Source organism: Vibrio sp. 10N.261.51.A4, assembly GCF_041471945.1.
Lineage (GTDB): Bacteria > Pseudomonadota > Gammaproteobacteria > Enterobacterales > Vibrionaceae > Vibrio > Vibrio crassostreae_C.
This window is the reverse complement of the sequence record NZ_JBFRPJ010000069.1, coordinates 49783-67231: the sequence shown is the minus strand read 5'-3', so window position 1 is coordinate 67231 and position 17449 is coordinate 49783. Positions and strand designations below refer to the sequence as shown.

At 44.4% G+C, this 17449-nt stretch carries 15 protein-coding genes; 3 read left to right on the top strand and 12 right to left on the bottom strand.

The window, feature by feature from the left end; genetic code table 11:
- The first annotated feature begins 127 nt into the window (after positions 1–127).
- Entirely contained in the window at positions 128–1162 is a 1035-nt protein-coding gene (locus AB4384_RS15715; protein ID WP_017059628.1) for an extracellular solute-binding protein, read from the top strand.
- Between the two features lie 210 nt (positions 1163–1372).
- Entirely contained in the window at positions 1373–2410 is a 1038-nt protein-coding gene (locus tag AB4384_RS15710; protein ID WP_372129794.1) for an extracellular solute-binding protein, read from the top strand.
- A gap of 94 nt (positions 2411–2504) precedes the next feature.
- Here AB4384_RS15710 and cobB read toward each other — a convergent pair whose 3' ends face one another.
- The 11 genes from cobB to AB4384_RS15655 form a co-directional block, all read right to left on the bottom strand.
- Complete coding sequence (gene cobB / locus AB4384_RS15705) at positions 2505–3239, bottom strand: Sir2 family NAD+-dependent deacetylase (RefSeq protein WP_017063867.1); 735 nt, start codon at positions 3237–3239, stop codon at positions 2505–2507.
- A 256-nt stretch (positions 3240–3495) separates the two neighbouring features.
- Positions 3496–4716 carry an ammonium transporter gene (locus tag AB4384_RS15700; RefSeq protein WP_372129793.1) on the bottom strand — a complete coding sequence of 407 codons (1221 nt, stop codon included), beginning with the start codon at positions 4714–4716 and terminating at the stop codon, positions 3496–3498.
- Between the two features lie 376 nt (positions 4717–5092).
- Positions 5093–5509 carry a hypothetical protein gene (locus AB4384_RS15695; RefSeq protein WP_017059624.1) on the bottom strand — a complete coding sequence of 139 codons (417 nt, stop codon included), beginning with the start codon at positions 5507–5509 and terminating at the stop codon, positions 5093–5095.
- Positions 5493–6566, bottom strand: a complete 1074-nt coding sequence (locus tag AB4384_RS15690) for a formate dehydrogenase subunit gamma (RefSeq protein ID WP_372129792.1) — start codon at positions 6564–6566, stop codon at positions 5493–5495. Before AB4384_RS15690 ends, AB4384_RS15695 begins: the two co-directional genes overlap by 17 nt.
- 13 nt (positions 6567–6579) lie before the next feature.
- A complete protein-coding gene (fdh3B, locus tag AB4384_RS15685; protein WP_004742271.1) occupies positions 6580–7188 on the bottom strand; it encodes a formate dehydrogenase FDH3 subunit beta in 609 nt (202 codons plus the stop codon).
- A gap of 11 nt (positions 7189–7199) precedes the next feature.
- On the bottom strand, positions 7200–10055 hold the full coding sequence (locus AB4384_RS15680; protein WP_017063869.1) for a formate dehydrogenase subunit alpha: 2856 nt from the start codon (positions 10053–10055) through the stop codon (positions 7200–7202).
- Between the two features lie 10 nt (positions 10056–10065).
- Entirely contained in the window at positions 10066–10266 is a 201-nt protein-coding gene (locus AB4384_RS15675; RefSeq protein ID WP_008217926.1) for a twin-arginine translocation signal domain-containing protein, read from the bottom strand.
- Positions 10267–10344: 78 nt separating this feature from the next.
- Positions 10345–10983: a molecular chaperone gene (locus AB4384_RS15670; protein ID WP_017059621.1), complete on the bottom strand. Its 639-nt coding sequence runs from the start codon at positions 10981–10983 to the stop codon at positions 10345–10347.
- A 9-nt stretch (positions 10984–10992) separates the two neighbouring features.
- Positions 10993–12654, bottom strand: coding sequence for a 4Fe-4S dicluster domain-containing protein (locus tag AB4384_RS15665; RefSeq protein ID WP_017059620.1), 1662 nt, complete (start codon positions 12652–12654; stop codon positions 10993–10995).
- Between the two features lie 299 nt (positions 12655–12953).
- A complete protein-coding gene (locus AB4384_RS15660; protein WP_102320204.1) occupies positions 12954–13637 on the bottom strand; it encodes a DUF3306 domain-containing protein in 684 nt (227 codons plus the stop codon).
- On the bottom strand, positions 13627–14088 hold the full coding sequence (locus tag AB4384_RS15655; protein ID WP_017059618.1) for a DUF3305 domain-containing protein: 462 nt from the start codon (positions 14086–14088) through the stop codon (positions 13627–13629). The genes AB4384_RS15660 and AB4384_RS15655 overlap by 11 nt, the downstream gene beginning before the upstream one ends.
- Before the next feature lie 397 nt (positions 14089–14485).
- Here AB4384_RS15655 and AB4384_RS15650 point away from each other — a divergent pair, with 397 nt between their 5' ends.
- Positions 14486–15307, top strand: a complete 822-nt coding sequence (locus tag AB4384_RS15650) for a formate dehydrogenase accessory sulfurtransferase FdhD (RefSeq protein WP_017068189.1) — start codon at positions 14486–14488, stop codon at positions 15305–15307.
- 222 nt (positions 15308–15529) lie between these two features.
- On the opposite strand, the gene AB4384_RS15645 is transcribed toward AB4384_RS15650, so the two are convergent.
- Positions 15530–17113, bottom strand: coding sequence for an ABC-F family ATPase (locus AB4384_RS15645; protein WP_009846736.1), 1584 nt, complete (start codon positions 17111–17113; stop codon positions 15530–15532).
- Positions 17114–17449: the final 336 nt, after the last annotated feature.

Genomic DNA, 17449 nt, shown 5'->3' with positions numbered 1-17449 from the left:
TGGCTTGATTAAGAAGTTAAGAGACTTCAAGTTCAAAAAAAGTGTTAATCATAAACAGAATGGTAAATTGCCATTCTGTTTTTCTATCTACTGCCTTCGGGCAACGTTTAGTTTGGAGCTAACGTCAATGAAAAAATGGGCTACTCTATTAGCTGGTAGTGCATGTGCGCTTTCAATGTTATCTGCACCATCATTTGCAAAAGATAACAAAGAATTGGTATTCATGAATTGGGGACCTTACATCAACAGTGAGATTCTAGAACAGTTCACTGATGAAACTGGTATCAAGGTGATCTACTCGACTTACGAGTCGAACGAAACCCTGTACGCAAAGCTAAAAACACACAACAAAGGCTATGACCTAGTTGTGCCGTCGACTTACTTCGTATCTAAGATGCGTGACGAAGGTATGCTACAAAAGATCGACAAAACTAAGCTGAACAACTTCAAGAATCTAGATACTAACTATCTAGATAAGCCCTACGACCCAAGCAACGACTACTCTATTCCACACGTAGTTGCGATCACAGGTCTTGCTGTTAACACTGACATGTACGATCCAGAAGATTTCCAAAGCTGGGCTGATCTATGGAAGCCAGAGCTTGAAGGTCAACTGATGATGATGGACGACACTCGTGAAGTGTTCCACATCGCACTGCGTAAGTTAGGTTACTCTGGTAACACAACCAACGAAAAAGAGATCGACGAAGCGTACGCTGAGCTACAAAAGCTTATGCCAAACGTTCTAGTATTTAACTCAGACAACCCAGGCGCGCCTTACATGTCTGGTGAAGTGGGTCTTGGTATGCTGTGGAACGGTTCTGCTGCTGCAGCGCAAAACGAAGGTCTACCAATCAAACTGGTTTTCCCTAAAGAAGGCGGTATCGGTTGGGTTGATAACTTTGCGATTAGCTCTGGTGCGGTAAACGTAGAAGCAGCTCATAAGATGATTGATTTCCTACTTCGCCCTGAAATTGCTGAGCAAATTTCTCGTGACACAGGCTACCTAACGGCCGTTAAAGCGTCTAACGAGAAGTTCAAAGATAGCCCTGCGCTATTCCCATCGCAAGAAGACCTTGATCGTGTTGAATGGCAAGCTGCGGTTGGCGATAAGACAGTGAAGTACGAAGATTACTTCATGAAACTTAAAGCAGGTCAGTAATTTAGCTTATTATCTAACTGTGGCTAAGTAACCAGTTTACTTAACAGGTCAACGTAGATAATCAATAAGTTAAAAATAAGAATATCAATGAATAGGCAGCTTAGGCTGCCTATTTTATTATATCGCTGCTATAATATAGCGCGACTTTTCGAAATCCTTTACCTTGGGTTCACTACCCAGCTCCAAATCAAACAAATGAACGGAACAGTAATGAAAAAAACACTGTATACCGGCGCATTGTGTGCTGCTACTTTACTTTCTACACCCTCTTTCGCAGCTGACCAAGAACTGTATTTTTACAACTGGTCTGAATATATTCCAAATGAAGTACTAGAAGACTTCACAGAAGAGACGGGCATTAAAGTCTACTACTCAACTTATGAGTCTAACGAAAGCATGTACGCTAAGTTAAAAACTCAAGGTACGGGTTACGACTTAGTGGTTCCTTCTACTTACTTCGTTTCTAAGATGCGTAAAGAAGGCATGCTTCAAGAGCTTGATAAAACCAAGCTAAGCCACTTTGCAGATTTGGATCCAAATTACTTAGATAAGCCATTTGACCCAAATAACAACTACTCAATCCCATACATCTGGGGTGCGACGGGTATTGGTATCAACTCAGACATGCTAGACAAGTCTTCAGTTAAAAACTGGGGCGATCTGTGGGATACGCAGTGGGAAGGTCAACTGATGATGATGGATGACTCTCGTGAGGTTTTCCATATCGCTCTATCTAAACTGGGCTACTCTCCAAACACGACTAACCCTGAAGAAATCAAAGAAGCCTACGAAGAACTTCGTAAGCTAATGCCAAACGTATTGGTATTTAACTCAGATTTCCCAGCGAACCCTTACCTAGCAGGTGAAGTGTCTCTTGGTATGCTTTGGAATGGTTCTGCTTACATGGCACGCCAAGAAGGCGCAACGATTGACATTATCTGGCCAGAAAAAGGCGCTATCTTCTGGATGGACAGCCTAGCAATTCCAGCAGGCGCTAAGAACACTGAAGCGGCTCATAAGATGATCGACTTCCTTCTTCGCCCAGAGAACGCTGCGAAAATTGCTCTAGAGATCGGTTACCCGACACCAGTTAAAACCGCTTACCCTCTTCTTCCTAAAGAATTTGCTGAAGACAAGAACGTTTTCCCACCACAATCAGTGATGGATAACGGTGTGTGGCAAGATGAAGCTGGTGAAGCGAGCGTTATTTATGACGAGTACTTCCAAAAACTTAAAGTAAACAACTAAGTTATTGTTAGTTAAGAAGTTAAGTAAATAAAGCGGCGTAAGCCGCTTTATTTTTTCAGATTCAGAAACTGATGTGTGTTATTAAAGACAAGGCTTAGGCCGTTAAAGAACCTTTCTCTGTACATAATAACTCGCCAACCAGTTTAGGCACCTCGATACTCGCCTTGCCGTAGCGCTTCTCTTCAAATTCACTTTCAACCGCACTTGGTTCGAGGTTTATCTCGATAGTATGTGCACCATGCATTTTCGCATCGTGAACAAAGCCTGCCGCTGGATAAACAACACCTGAAGTTCCGATAGAGATAAACAGATCCGCTTCTTCCAGTGCGGAATAAATGTCGCCCATTCTTAGTGGCATTTCGCCAAACCAAACAATATGTGGACGCATTTGTGCAGGGATTTGGCAGCAATGACAAAGTTCACCCGTTTCAATATCGCCTTTGTGCTCTACAACTTGATTGGATTCACTGCAACGCGCTTTTAAAAGTTCACCATGCATGTGAATAATGTTGTTGCTACCGCCTCTCTCGTGCAAATTGTCGATGTTTTGAGTAATGATGGTAACTTTGCCATCAAGCTTGTCTTCGAGCTCTCCTAGCGCCTTGTGGGCTGAATTTGGCTGAATGCTCTCACTTTGCAGGCCGTGACGACGCTTGTTATAGAAGGCTTGAACCAAGTCGGGATCTTTAGCAAAACCTTCTGGCGTCGCGACATCTTCGATTTTGTGGTTTTCCCATAGCCCGTCTTGTGCTCGGAATGTTTGTATCCCCGACTCTGCAGAGATGCCAGCGCCAGTAAGAATTACGATATTTCGATATGGGAAATGCATATAACGTCCTTTTAGATATGTCACTTTGTAACAGCTTAGCACTGTTCAAATTCCAACAATAGTTTTGGGGATTAGACCATAGTCTTAGGCAACTGAATTCATTGGCTATTTGTGACATAACTCGCTTGATAGTTGTGGTTGTTGTTACTCAAATTCTCTGTTTTGCTATCCATAGAAACAAAAAAGCGACCGAAGCCGCTTAGTTCTGTTCAACAGTTGTCTACTTGATGTGCTTTACCCCACCAAGTGAACAACGTTAGTCTTCGTTGATAGAAGAGATCTTATGGATAGAAAGATCCGCACCGTTGAATTCATCTTCTTCACTTAAGCGTAGGCCTGTTAGTTTGCTCAACACACCGTATACGATTAACGCGCCGACGAAAGCAACAGCAATGCCCGCTAGTGTACCGACAACTTGAGAAGCAAAGCTCACGCCCCCTAGCCCCCAGAATGTTTGCGAGCCGAAGATACCCGCTGCAATGCCACCCCAAGCGCCACATACGCCGTGTAGAGGCCATACACCTAATACATCATCAATCTGTGTTTTGTTTTGCATGTACGTGAACAGGTAAACAAACAATGCGCCTGCCACGCCGCCAGTCACTAACGCGCCTAATGGGTGCATTAAGTCTGAACCTGCACAAATAGCGACGAGACCAGCCAAAGGACCATTGTGGATGAAGCCCGGGTCATTTTTACCCGCAATTAGAGCCGCAAGAATACCGCCAACCATTGCCATGAGTGAGTTCATCGCCACTAAGCCGCTGATACCATTGATTGCTTGAGCTGACATTACGTTAAAGCCGAACCAACCGACACATAAGATCCAAGAGCCTAGTGCTAAGAATGGGATATTCGATGGTGCGAAGTTGGTGTGTTTGCCTGCACGGATGCGACCTTTACGCATACCTAAGAAGTAAACCGCAACCAAAGCAATCCAACCACCTACGCCGTGAACCACTACCGAGCCTGCGAAGTCATGGAACACGTAACCAAACTGACCTTCTAGCCAATCTTGGAATCCAAAGTTGCCGTTCCAAATGATGCCCTCAAAAAATGGATAGATGAAACCAACCGTAAACAGTGTCGCAATCAAAATTGGGTAGAAACGTGCACGCTCTGCGATACCGCCTGAAACGATCGCAGGAATTGCCGCCGCGAATGTCATTAGGAAGAAGAACTTAACCAGTTCATATCCGTTGCCTTGCGAAAGTGTTTCTGCGTCTGCAAAAAAGTGTGCACCGTAAGCAACCCAGTAACCGATAAAGAAGTAAGCAATGGCGGAGACACCAAAATCCGACAGGATTTTAACCAGCGCGTTCACTTGGTTCTTCTTTCGAACGGTACCGACTTCTAGAAATGCAAAGCCAGCGTGCATCAAGAAAACCATGATGGCGCCGAGTAATAGGAATAAAGTATCTGAACTTTGGGTAAGGGTTTGTACTGCACTATGAACTTGAGTCACCGTTTCACTCATTAAAGCATTCTCCTTCGCTTTATCTGATTTGCACTGATATCGTGCGATTCAATGTTGTAATTAATTAAAGACTCAACAGTGAACGCAAGATGCGTTCCAAGTGTGAGGGGTAATTTTCGTGCAACAGGTTTTGTTTTTAACTTATTGATTAATTGATAATAAATTTATCGGTGCACTTTCTTGGTTCTTAATGAGCGTGAAAATGGAAACAAGAATTGCACCAATTAAGGGAGTTGCACCATATTGAAGCGGTCAATACTATGCTTCATTAAGTTTCGTTGCTGATTAGAAACAAAAAGCCCAATGACCGAAATCATTGGGCTTTCAAAAGGACTATTGTGCTAGATAATTCGCTATCTAGTGAGCCGATACTCGACTACAAGTTTGGACCTGTTGTCGGGTTTTGCGGTAGGTTTTGACTTAAACGCTGCATACCTTGATACATACGAATAAACCAAACCACAATCGCAACACCACCAAACAACATGCCTACATACGGGATGTAGTAAGCGATGTCATCGATAATATGATTTTGATACCAGTAATCGTTCACACCGATCAACACGCCATTAGAGGTCGCTACTGTCACAATAAGTACAACAAAGAACGTCAAGTTCAAGAAGAACGAGCGAATCAAGCCGTAGTAATGGGTATCCACTACTTCGCCGTCTTCACCTTTATCTAAACGATAGCCCGCGTAGATGATGGCAACCACACCAGAGAGAAGACAAGTAAATGGCGTAAAGCAGCTTAGTATGTAAGCGACCCAAATACCTTTATGAGGTTTGTTCATTCTTATTCACCCCTTCCGCTTTCTCTGTTGCTGCGTTAGCGCTTTGTTCAACGCCGTTTTTCTCTTGTTCCATCACTTCTTTGTACCAAAGATCATGGTGCTCTTTAGCCCAAGTCTCATCAACTTCGCCTGTTACCATGCCTTCTAGTGCCCCTTCCATACCGAACAAGCCGATGTAGATGTGGAACACGAAACCACAGATAAGGATCAAAGCAGCCAACATGTGGACTAGGTTTGAGAGCTCCATATCTCGACGGGTTTGACCGAAGATTGGGAAGTCTAAAACCAAGCCACTGATCGCAGCCACACTACCCATAACAATCAATAGCCAGAACAGTGCTTTTTCACCCGCGTTCGAAAACTCTGCAGATGGATGAGAACCTTTATGTTTCCCGACCATACCACCCAGTTTCATGAACCACTGGATATCGACCATCTTGAAGATAGACTTACGCCACCACTTGATAAGAACAGCCATCAACAGCACATAGAAAATTGGGCCGATGTAGTTATGGTATTGCTTAGCCAGTAGAACGATGAAGCCCCAAAGGTCTGTTGGAATGTACGGCTTCAAGAAGTGCTTACCGTAAACCAACATCAAACCACTGAACGCCAGTGTTAAGAAGGTAAACGCCATACTCCAGTGCAAGGCACGGTCTAGTCGAGACCAACGTTTGATCTTACGGCCTGTTCTTGGCGCGCTTAGCATTAGCGGGCCAATCACAACGTACATCAAAGTCACGAAAGCAATACTGCCAAAGATAGCGACGGCACCGGCTGGTGACATCCACTTCTCTTTCAATATGTACCACGTTTGACCTGGAGTACTGATCAACACACCATGCTCAGCTGATTGAGATGTGGTGTAACCTTCCTCACCGTTTCTCACTTGTCGCCAAAAATCGGCGCCAGCAAGTTGTGTGATTTCTCGTTGAGCAGAGCTCGATTGAGTTTGTGATGAGTTCGTCTCAGATGCATGACTCATAGGAGAAAGCATTGTTAGTGCTGCCAACATTGGCAGCACTACAAGGAAGAGACGCTTAAACATTGTAAGCATATGTCTCTCCTACTTAGCTCTTAGTCGCATCGTAAGAAAGGTCGTTGCCGTCTGTCCAACCTGCACCTTTCGCACCACGTTCAACAACACGCTGACGGAAAACATCAGAAACTTTCTCTGCGTCACCCGCTAGCAGTGCCTTAGTTGAACAAAGCGAAGCACACATTGGCAGTTTGCCTTCAGCAATACGGTTCGCACCGTATTTTTGACGCTCTTCAACAGAACCTGGCTCTGTTTCTGGGCCGCCAGCACAGAAGGTACACTTGTCCATCTTACCGCGCTCACCAAACGCTTCCTGTTTAGGGAATTGAGGTGCGCCAAACGGACAAGCAAACAAGCAGTAACCACAACCAATACATAGGTCTTTATTGTGAAGTACGATGCCGTCTTCTGTATGTTCAAAACAGTCTGCAGGACAAACTGCCATGCATGGCGCATCAGTACAGTGCATACACGCTACTGAGATAGAGTTTTCACCTGGTTCGCCATCGTTCAGTGTCACAACGCGACGACGTTGAATACCCCATTCCAGAGCATCATCATTTTCATTCTTACATGCAGTGACACAACCGTTACATTCGATACAACGCTTGGTGTCACAAAGAAATTTCATTCTAGCCATTTTAAGACTCCTTACGCTTTACGAATATTACAAAGGGTTACTTTCGTTTCCTGCATCAACGTGACAGGGTCGTAACCGTATGTGGTTGCTGTGTTAGCAGCTTCACCAATAACGTAAGGATCAGTGCCTTCTGGGTATTTAGAACGCAAATCTTCGCCTTGGAACTTACCACCGAAGTGGAATGGGATGAATGCCAGACCCGGTTTCACACGACGTGTAACCATCGCTTTCACCTTAATACGGCCCTTCTCTGCACCCTCAACCCAAACATCGTCACCGTCTTTAAAGCCGATGTCGTTTGCATCTTTCGGGTTCACTTCAACAAACATCTCTTGCTGTAGTTCTGCTAGCCAAGGGTTAGAACGGGTTTCTTCACCACCACCTTCGTACTCAACCAAACGACCAGAGGTCAGGATAATCGGGTATTCGCCAGATTTGTCTTGCTCTTGAATCGACTTGTAAAGCGTAGGAACACGGAAGATAGCTTCTTTGTCGTCCCACGTTGGGTAATCAGCAACTAGGTCGCGACGTGGCGTGTAAAGTGGCTCACGGTGCAGTGGTACACGGTCTGGGAATGTCCAAACAATCGCACGTGCTTTCGCATTACCAAATGGGATACAGCCGTGTTTAATTGCCACACGTTGGATACCACCTGAAACGTCAGTCTTCCAGTTTTTGCCTTCAGCAGCCGCTTTCTCTTCTGCAGTTAGATCATCCCACCAACCCAGTTGTTTCAGTAGTTTGTCACTGAACTCTGGGTAGCCGTCTTTGATCTCACAGCCTTTCGAGTAGCTGTCTTCTGCCAGTAGGCTTTGACCTTCAAACTCAACACCAAAACGAGTACGGAAGTTACCACCACCTTCAGCAACCGTCTTAGACGTATCGTAAAGGATGTGTGTACCCGGATGTTTCATCTCTGGTGTGCCCCAACATGGCCAAGGTAGACCGTAAGTCTCGCCATTTGCTGGACCGCCTTCTGCTTCTAGAGACGTTTTGTGGAATGTGTGCCAATTCTGTTGGTGTTCTTTCAAACGCTCAGGGCTTTGGCCTGTGTAGCCGATTGTCCACATACCTTTGTTGAATTCACGTGTAATATCTTCAATCAGTGGTTGGTTGTTCTCAACACGGATGTTTTTGAACAGCTGATCAGAGAAACCAAGCTTCTTAGAAAGCAGGTACATGATTTCGTGGTCAGGTTTAGATTCGAATAGAGGATCAACAACCTTGTCACGCCACTGTAGAGAACGGTTTGACGCCGTTACACTGCCGTAGGTTTCAAACTGAGTCGTTGCTGGTAGCAGGTAAACGCCGTCGGTACGATCATTCATTACCGCTGCAACCGTTGGGTATGGGTCAACAATAACCATCATATCCAGCTTCTGCATCGCTTTTTTCATCTCTGGACCACGAGTCTGAGAGTTCACCGCGTGACCCCAGTAGAACATGGCACGGATGTTTTCGCGTTGGCGAATCTTGTCTTTGTCTTCAAGTACGCCATCAACCCAACGAGATACAGGAATACCTGCACTGTTCATTGGTTTTTGACCGCCGTATGCGTTGTCGTCGAAACGGCCTTTCACCCAGTCAAAGTCGATATCCCAAACTTTTGACCAGTGACGCCAAGAACCTTCAGACAAGCCGTAGTAGCCTGGAAGTGTGTCTGACAGTACGCCAAGGTCAGTTGCGCCCTGTACGTTATCGTGACCACGGAAGATGTTTGCACCGCCGCCTGATTTACCGATGTTACCTAGCGCAAGCTCAAGTACACAGTAAGCGCGTGTGTTGTTGTTACCAGTCGTGTGCTGAGTACCACCCATACACCAAACGATACAACCCGGACGGTTTTCAGAAAGTAGTTTCGCGGTGTGGTATACGTCTTTTTCACTAACACCAGTTACGCGTTCAACTTCTGCTGGGTTCCACTTCGCGACTTCTTCACGGATCTCGTCCATGCCGAATACACGTTGTTTAATGAACTCTTTGTCTTCCCATTGGTTTGCAAAGACGTGCCATAACACACCCCAGATAAACGCAACGTCAGAACCTGGACGAAGAGAAACGTAGTGATCTGATTTCGCAGCAGTACGCGTACGACGAGGATCCGCAACAACGATCTTACAGTTGTTCTTCTCTTTCGCGATCAAGATGTGTTGCATCGCTACTGGGTGAGCTTCCGCTGGGTTTGAACCAATGAACAGCATCGATTTACAGTTGTGCATGTCATTGAACGAGTTTGTCATTGCACCGTAACCCCAAGTGTTCGCAACACCGGCTACTGTGGTTGAGTGACAAATACGTGCTTGGTGGTCAACGTTGTTGGTGCCCCAAAGCGAAGCCATCTTACGGAATGCATAAGCTTGCTCGTTACTGTGTTTCGCACTACCTAGGAAGTAAACTGAATCAGGGCCAGACTCTTTACGAAGTTCTAGCGCTTTGTTACCGATCTCTTCAATCGCTTGTTCCCAAGAAAGCTTCTTCCACTTACCGCCTTCCAATTTCATTGGGTACTTAAGACGACGTTCACCGTGGCCGTGCTCACGAAGTGCTGCACCTTTCGCACAGTGTCCACCAGCGTTGAATGGGTGATCGAATGCAGGCTCTTGACCTGTCCATACGCCATTTTGAACTTCAGCGTAGATACCACAACCCACAGAACAGTGAGAACAGATAGTACGTTTCACTTCTGTTTTCGCTTCTGGATCGACTGATTTAGCCTGTGCTTTCTTCATCATACCTGGTGCAAATAGACTTGCGCCTACCACTGCGCCACCAGCAGCTAATGAAGTGTTTTTCATGAAGGCACGTCGAGACACACCTAGCTGATTGGTTTCTTTGCTCACACTATCGGAGCGTTTGACAAGTTTCATCCGTTATCTCCTAAAGTGTGTCGTAGTAATCGCGAATGTGTTGCGTCTCACGATACCCTGTCTTCTTCACGTCTTCTTTCGAAATTTCAACAGTTTCTGAAGCGGTTGCCACTTTAGTTGTACCAGCGACAACGGCACCAGCAACGGCTGCAGTCGTCAAGCCTTTGAGTAGATCCCTACGGCTTGTATTTATATCTTTATTATCTTTCATCATTGCTTCCTTACCTTACGGTAGATCTTTTTTTGGAGGCTTAATGCCCCTCTATCGATATAATCGCGTACTGCTCGATTACTCGTAATCAGTGACGTTTTTCACATCAATCTTTAATTTGTGCTTACTGCTTTTTGTATTCACGCTAAAACGCACTTGTTCTAACGTTAAGAATGCTTCACACAGTTGAGCGGCCGATTTGTAGAAGTTCGCGCTTTCTGCCCCTTCAAGCTGACGCGTGAAAGAGTTAAACCAAGGGCCAAGGTGCTTATTGAATACCGCCTGTTGCAGTGCTTCTTCTTCAGCCGTTAGCATCGCCATCACTTCACACAGTGCTGCGATATGATCTTCCGGCTCTTTCACTTGATCGTCACGCTCAATGCCTAAAAGCTCTAAGTCATGACGAATCTCTGCCAATGGTTTTTCCATCATGGCGCCAGTGCGATGCCAAGAACCAAATGGAACGACTTCTCCACGCCCAATACCGATGAACAAATCTTGATATTCGTCTTCAAGAGCTTCACGGTTTGATTCTGTTGCCGCTTGTTGAATGGCAATCCAAGCCTTTTGCATTGCGCTTTCAGACGCTTCAATATCGAGTGTTTTTAGAAAGTCGATCACCTCTTCAGAAGGTGCGCTGCGAAACAGTGCGGATAGAACCAAATAGATCTCAGTTCTTAGTGTCTGTTCTTGTGCCTGATCCAAATTCGTTTCCAAGGCTAACTCCTAGTATTTCAATTGTTTCAATGGGTCTTGAGCCATTGAATCGAACATATCCACCACACGGCAGTCTTCACACATAGCAATACGATTAATCGCTGCTTCATCTGAAAAGTGAGAGTGACCGCGTAACTTGTTCTGTAACATGTCAATCATAGACTGAGGTGCGAATGGTTTATGGCAACGTACACATTCCGCAGCTTTCTCTTCATGAATCACAACTGCTTTTTGACGTTCTTCTTTTACCCAGTTCATACGAGGCGTAAGAGTCAGAACATTTTCAGGACATGCCTTTTCACACAAGCCACATTGAATACAGTCTTGTTCTACAAATTTAAGTGATGGAGAAGCCCCGTCGGTATGAAGTGCACGTGTCGGACACACAGCCACACAGCTCATACATAACGTACAATCTTTGCTATCACACGAAACGTTGCCGTAAGGTGCGTTTGACGGAAGCTCAACAATATTTTCAACAGGAATACGAGCTGAAGACATCGCATCAAGTGCTGTAAATAGACGTTGGCGCTTGTTGCCTTGAAGATCGCCAAGTGCAAGGTCGAATGAATCCACACAAAGTGTTGGAGGACATTCACGTAGAGATTCTAAGTACAGAATATCGATGGTTTCTTTTGGAATACCGATTTGATCTAGTAGTTCTTGAGCAATCCCTACTTCGTTATTCAGAACACGAATGATCGTTTCTGGCATAAAGCGAGATGCGGCAAACAGAACCTGAGTTGCGCCATTAACTAAAGCTGCAAACCAAGTATCGATACCAATAGATGGCAGTTCTTCTACGACAATTGGAATCACGTTATCTGGTAGCGCTTTAAGAGCCATCACGTTGTAAGTCTCATGACGTGAGCTACAGATAAGTACGATTGGATCCAGACCACCCGCTTGCTCATAATTAGCTAGCGTACGTTCAATAAACTTTTGAGTGTCATCAGGGTTTGGCAGCGCATAGGTAATCGCTTCTGTAGGACAACTAGTTGCACAAGTACCAACGCCTTGACATAGGTAAGGGTTAATCTCAATCTTGTGACCCGTCTTATCAGAGCCTTCACTTGATAGTGCGCCAGCAGGACAAGCATCTACACAACGCTCACAGCCTTTTACGCCACGAGAACTGTGCGCGCAAAGGTCAGTGTCGAGACGGAAGAACTTAGGCTTATCAAATGTGCCCATAAGCGTTGGAATCTCTTCCAGTGCTTCAGCAAGTTTTGGATAGCCACGACCTACTGGGTAATAACCCGGTACAGGTACTTCTTCTGTCATGCAGCTATTCAGACATAGGTCTAAAACAACATCGAAACAATCGTGATTAATCGCGACTTTCGCTAGATTGCTTGATGTGCCTTTGTTTTCGATCACAACTTCAAACGTGCCAAGGAAACCGGATACTTGAACCGAATTCGCGAAGTACAGTTCTGGGTTTGTGCCCTTTTCGCCATCTGTTGACAATAAGGTTAGGCTCGTCAATTGAGGTAATTGAGCCGCAGCACTTTCAATGATCGCAGTTGGACCAATAACAAGTGTATTACCGCCGCTTTCGTAGCTAACAGTAGGTGGAATCAGATTTGTTAACTCAACTGTATTTTCAAATGCATACAGTCTTGCTTTAGCGTTATTTGAATTTGCTTGTTCTAATAATTGTTTAAGCATTGCTCAGTTCCATCTTTGGACATGGATAATCTGTTCAACCTTTATTGTAGTAAGCGAGAGAGAACTTGCTGAGTAATCCGTTAACAACTAACCCTTTAGCCAGTGTGTCGTTCGTCAGACCGTGAACTCGTCTATCTACAAAAAAGTTGATAATGAACGTTATTTTGCAAATGCCATGCCAATTTAATATGCCTTATATTTCAGTGATTTAATCCTATATAACGTTTATTGTGCGTATAAAAAAACCGCTTGGGACATTTTGTCGCAAGCGGTTCATTGAGTGTTTAGTCAAAATGTACCTATTCTTTGTGTGGTATATTTTGTCCCACCTCTTTCAGGTCTGCTTCGTCTGACATTGTAGCGTTATTATCCGATACTGTGTTTTTATACAGTTCTTTTTCTTGTTCGGTTATTTCGGCACTTTCTGACGTTTCAAGTTTATTATCAGATACCTCAAGATCGCTTTCAGAATTTTCTAAAACTTCACCTTCGTCTTTATTATCAATGATTTGCTCTTCTTCTGGCGCAGTTTCTTCTTCCGTTTTGTCTTTAACCCAATCACGCAAGGTTTCCGCAACCCCTTCAGAAAGAGACTTCAAATTACTGTAATCGTCGTCGTAATCATCTAAACCATCACGAACGTTGAATTCTTCTGAGAGGAATAATTTACGCAATGCCGCTTTTTTTACGCTTTCTGAAGCTTCTGACACCAATAATTGAGCAACAGACAAGTCTTCAGTCGTTTCTGATGCTATCTCCTGAGAGTCAATAGTTTGAGAATCGACAGCGTGTTCTGGAGACTCTTTTTCCAAAGTTCCACGTTCTAGTGACTCCGATGTTTCTGCGTCTATAGATGAAGCAGCAGACGAAGCCTCAGTGGAAGTAAGCTCAGTTTCCTCAAGCGTTTGTTGCGCTTCTAAAGGTTGGTCGGTTGATTCATCAAGCTTTCGTTGAGACCAACGGCTAAAAAAGTTAGTTGCCATTTGATCGACCCGCGCCTTTACGTTTCTTACGTCTTGCTTCTAATAACTCGCCATGACGACCGATGAATGCTTCCATCCAAGCTTGTACAGGCAATGGCATGTCGTAAGACAATACTTGGTTATCTCCGTCCATGTATTGGCCTGCGACTGTTTGTGATGCTGTCAGTAATTGAATAATAGGTTTACCGGAGTCAACATTATCCATAACTAAGAATAGCTTAGGTTGCTGAGAGCTTAGATTGAAGCGGTAGTCGGTACGTTCGTCTTTGTGCAACTGAAGCAAACATACGTCTGGGGTTTCATGTTCAGGTGATAATTCAAAACCGATGAGTTCCCATTGAGTTGTTACCCAAATGCCAGTTTTGATCTCTTTCTCTATTCTTTGGACACCGATTGGCCAAGCTGCTTCTGTTTTTTCATATTGTTCTTTGAATTCTTTTATCTCAGACATACTTCACCCAATTGATTTTCTTTGGTCTGAATGCACTTAGGACATTTTGTACTGTGTGCATTCATATACACCCCATAAAGCAATAAACACGCCAATACGGATTAACTGCGAGAGCGTATCTATAGCGTTCGTTATCAAGTTGTCACTATAACGTTAGTCGATACTGGTTATTTCAGACAACTCCACCCGGTGAACTCTCATATTTTGCGCTATTTTAATCTAATGCTTCATGTTTCCATCAATCCCCGTTATTTTGGAATGAGAATTGCTAAATGCTTGAGTTAAAGCTAAGACTGACTAAGTGACAGAGAACGCATGTATTCTAAAGAGTCGTATGATGACTCTTGCCTAACTTCTTATCCCTTATAATCGCTATCTCATTAAGTAGGACGTGACTGTGGTAAAACCAAACATAATAAAAACCAGTGAAAACCCACTTCAGACCATCGAAGTTGAAGTGTTTGATGAATATGGCGAAAAGCTAACGAAACAAATTGCGTGCGAGCGCCCTCTTACCGTTATGTTGAACTGGAAAGAGATCGTAACTCTAATGACATTGGGTTCACGCCCGGAAGCATTAGTCTTGGGTTATTTGAAAAACCAAAGCTTCCTTTCTGATCCAGAAGCCGTTGAATCAATCATCATCGACTGGGAAACCAGCTCAGCAGCGGTTATCACCAAAGAAGATACGAGCCAACTTGAGCAAGCGCTTAAGAAGAAGACAGTTACCTCTGGCTGTGGCCAAGGTACCATGTATGGCAACGTGATGAAGCAATTGGAAGATTACCAAGTGCCTCAAACCAAGATTAAGCAATCTGAAATCTATACGGCTCTAGAAGCGCTGACTCATTATAACGACACCTACAAGAAAGCGGGTGCGGTTCATGGCTGTGCTGTTTGCAAAGACGACAAGGTTCTATCGTTTGTTGAAGATGTTGGCCGACACAATGCCGTTGATACATTGGCTGGTGAGATGTGGCTTAACAAAGAGACAGGTGAAGATAAGATCTTCTACACCACAGGCCGTTTAACGTCTGAGATGGTGATTAAGGTTGCGCAGATGGGAATCCCTGTTCTACTGTCACGCTCTGGCGTTACACAAATGGGCTTAGATTTAGCGCAGAAGTTCGGCATCACTACGATTGCTCGCGCTAAAGGTTTACGCTTCCAAGTGTTCACGGGTGCAGACAAGATTGACTTTGATGTGAAAGGTGAATAATCAGCAGTCGGAAAAAAGCGTAGGTTTGATTGGTGATTCACTAACCGCTTCTAATTGTAAAGTTCTGATGTAAATAGTTAGTGACCCATCAAGGATAAATACATAGAAACTTAGCTAGATACAAAAACGCCGTCATGCTTTTTAGTATGACGGCGTTTTTAATTTTCAATTTATAGCTTAATTTCCAACGCATAGAGTTGAAAACTAAGGCTAACTTAAAGCTTAGCCGCGTGCTTTCAAGAACTCAGCGTAAGTACCGCGGAAATCGTTGATCTTGCCATCTTTGATTTCAAGGATACGAGTTGCAAGCGAGTCTACGAATACACGGTCGTGAGATACGAAGAACAATGTGCCTTTGTAGTTCTCAAGAGCCAAGTTAAGCGCTTCGATAGATTCCATATCCATGTGGTTTGTTGGCTCATCCATTAGCAGGATGTTTGGTTTATGCATCATGATCTTACCAAGAAGCATACGACCTTGCTCACCACCAGAGATAACCTTTACAGATTTCTTAATGTCGTCTTGACCAAATAGCATACGACCTAGGAAGCCACGAACAACTTGCTCGTCTTCGCCTTCTTGGCGCCATTGGCTCATCCAATCAAACAAGTTCATGTCTGTCTCGAAATCGTGTGCGTGATCTTGAGCGTAGTAACCGATGTTTGAGTTTTCAGACCACTTGTACTCACCTGTGCGAGGCTCAAGAGCGCCAGCTAGTGTGTTAAGTAGTGTTGTTTTACCCACACCGTTCTCACCGATGATAGCAACACGCTCACCTACTTCGAAAATACCGTCGAACTTGTTGTATAGGTCTTCTTCAAAACCTTGAGATAGGTTTTCAACCACAAGTGCGTTACGGAATAGCTCTTTAGACTGTTCGAAACGGATGAATGGGTTTTGACGGCTAGACGCTTTAACTTCGTCTAGTTGGATCTTATCGATCTGCTTAGCACGTGACGTTGCTTGCTTCGCTTTAGATGCGTTAGCAGAGAAACGAGATACGAACGTTTGAAGTTCAGCAATTTGTGCTTTCTTCTTAGCGTTGTCAGACAGTAGACGCTCACGAGCTTGAGTCGCAGCCGTCATGTACTCATCGTAGTTACCTGGGAATAGACGAAGTTCGCCGTAATCAAGGTCAGCCATGTGTGTACAAACAGAGTTTAGGAAGTGACGGTCGTGCGAAATGATGATCATTGTGCAGTTACGTTGGTTTAGCGTGTCTTCCAACCACTTGATGGTGTCCATGTCCAGGTTGTTCGTTGGTTCGTCAAGAAGCATGATATGCGGGTCTGCAAACAGTACTTGAGACAATAGAACACGAAGTTTCCAACCCGGTGCTACTTCGCTCATCAGACCGAAGTGCATTGATTCTTCAATACCTACCGCTAGAAGAAGCTCACCAGCTTTAGCTTCTGCCATGTAACCGTCCATTTCAGCGAACTGAACTTCAAGGTCAGCCACTTTCATGCCGTCTTCTTCGCTCATTTCTGGCAAAGAGTAAATGCGGTCACGCTCTTGCTTAATAGCCCAAAGCTCTTTGTGACCCATGATAACCGTGTCGATTACCGTGAATTCTTCGTAAGCAAACTGGTCTTGGTTTAGCTTAGCAACGCGCTCGTTTGGATCGTAGCTTACGTTACCAGCACTTGGCTCAAGTTCACCAGATAGGATCTTCATGAACGTCGATTTACCACAGCCATTCGCGCCGATTAAACCGTAGCGGTTGCCTTCGCCGAACTTAACTGAAATATTTTCGAAAAGTGGCTTAGCGCCGAATTGTTGGGTGATATTTGCTGTGGAGATCAATGCCATTACCTTTTTAATGTGAAAAACGCCGCAACGTTACTTGTTCAGGGCTTTAACTGCAAGTATTGATTGCAATTACTGGCCATTAAGTGAGTGATAACCTAGCCAAATCATAGTTTGAACTGACTCACATTTTTGGTTTTCTATTTATCGCCGTAAAACCGTCGATTTTAAGGAAAAACAAAATATCGAACAGCGCACCATAATGGGCGGTATATAACGTCCCAAATCATGCCAACCATTGAATATATCGTATGCTGATTGGTCACAGTAAAAGCCAACCCGATCAACGCAACAGAAGACATAATAAAGATGCTCAAATACTAGCCTAATCCC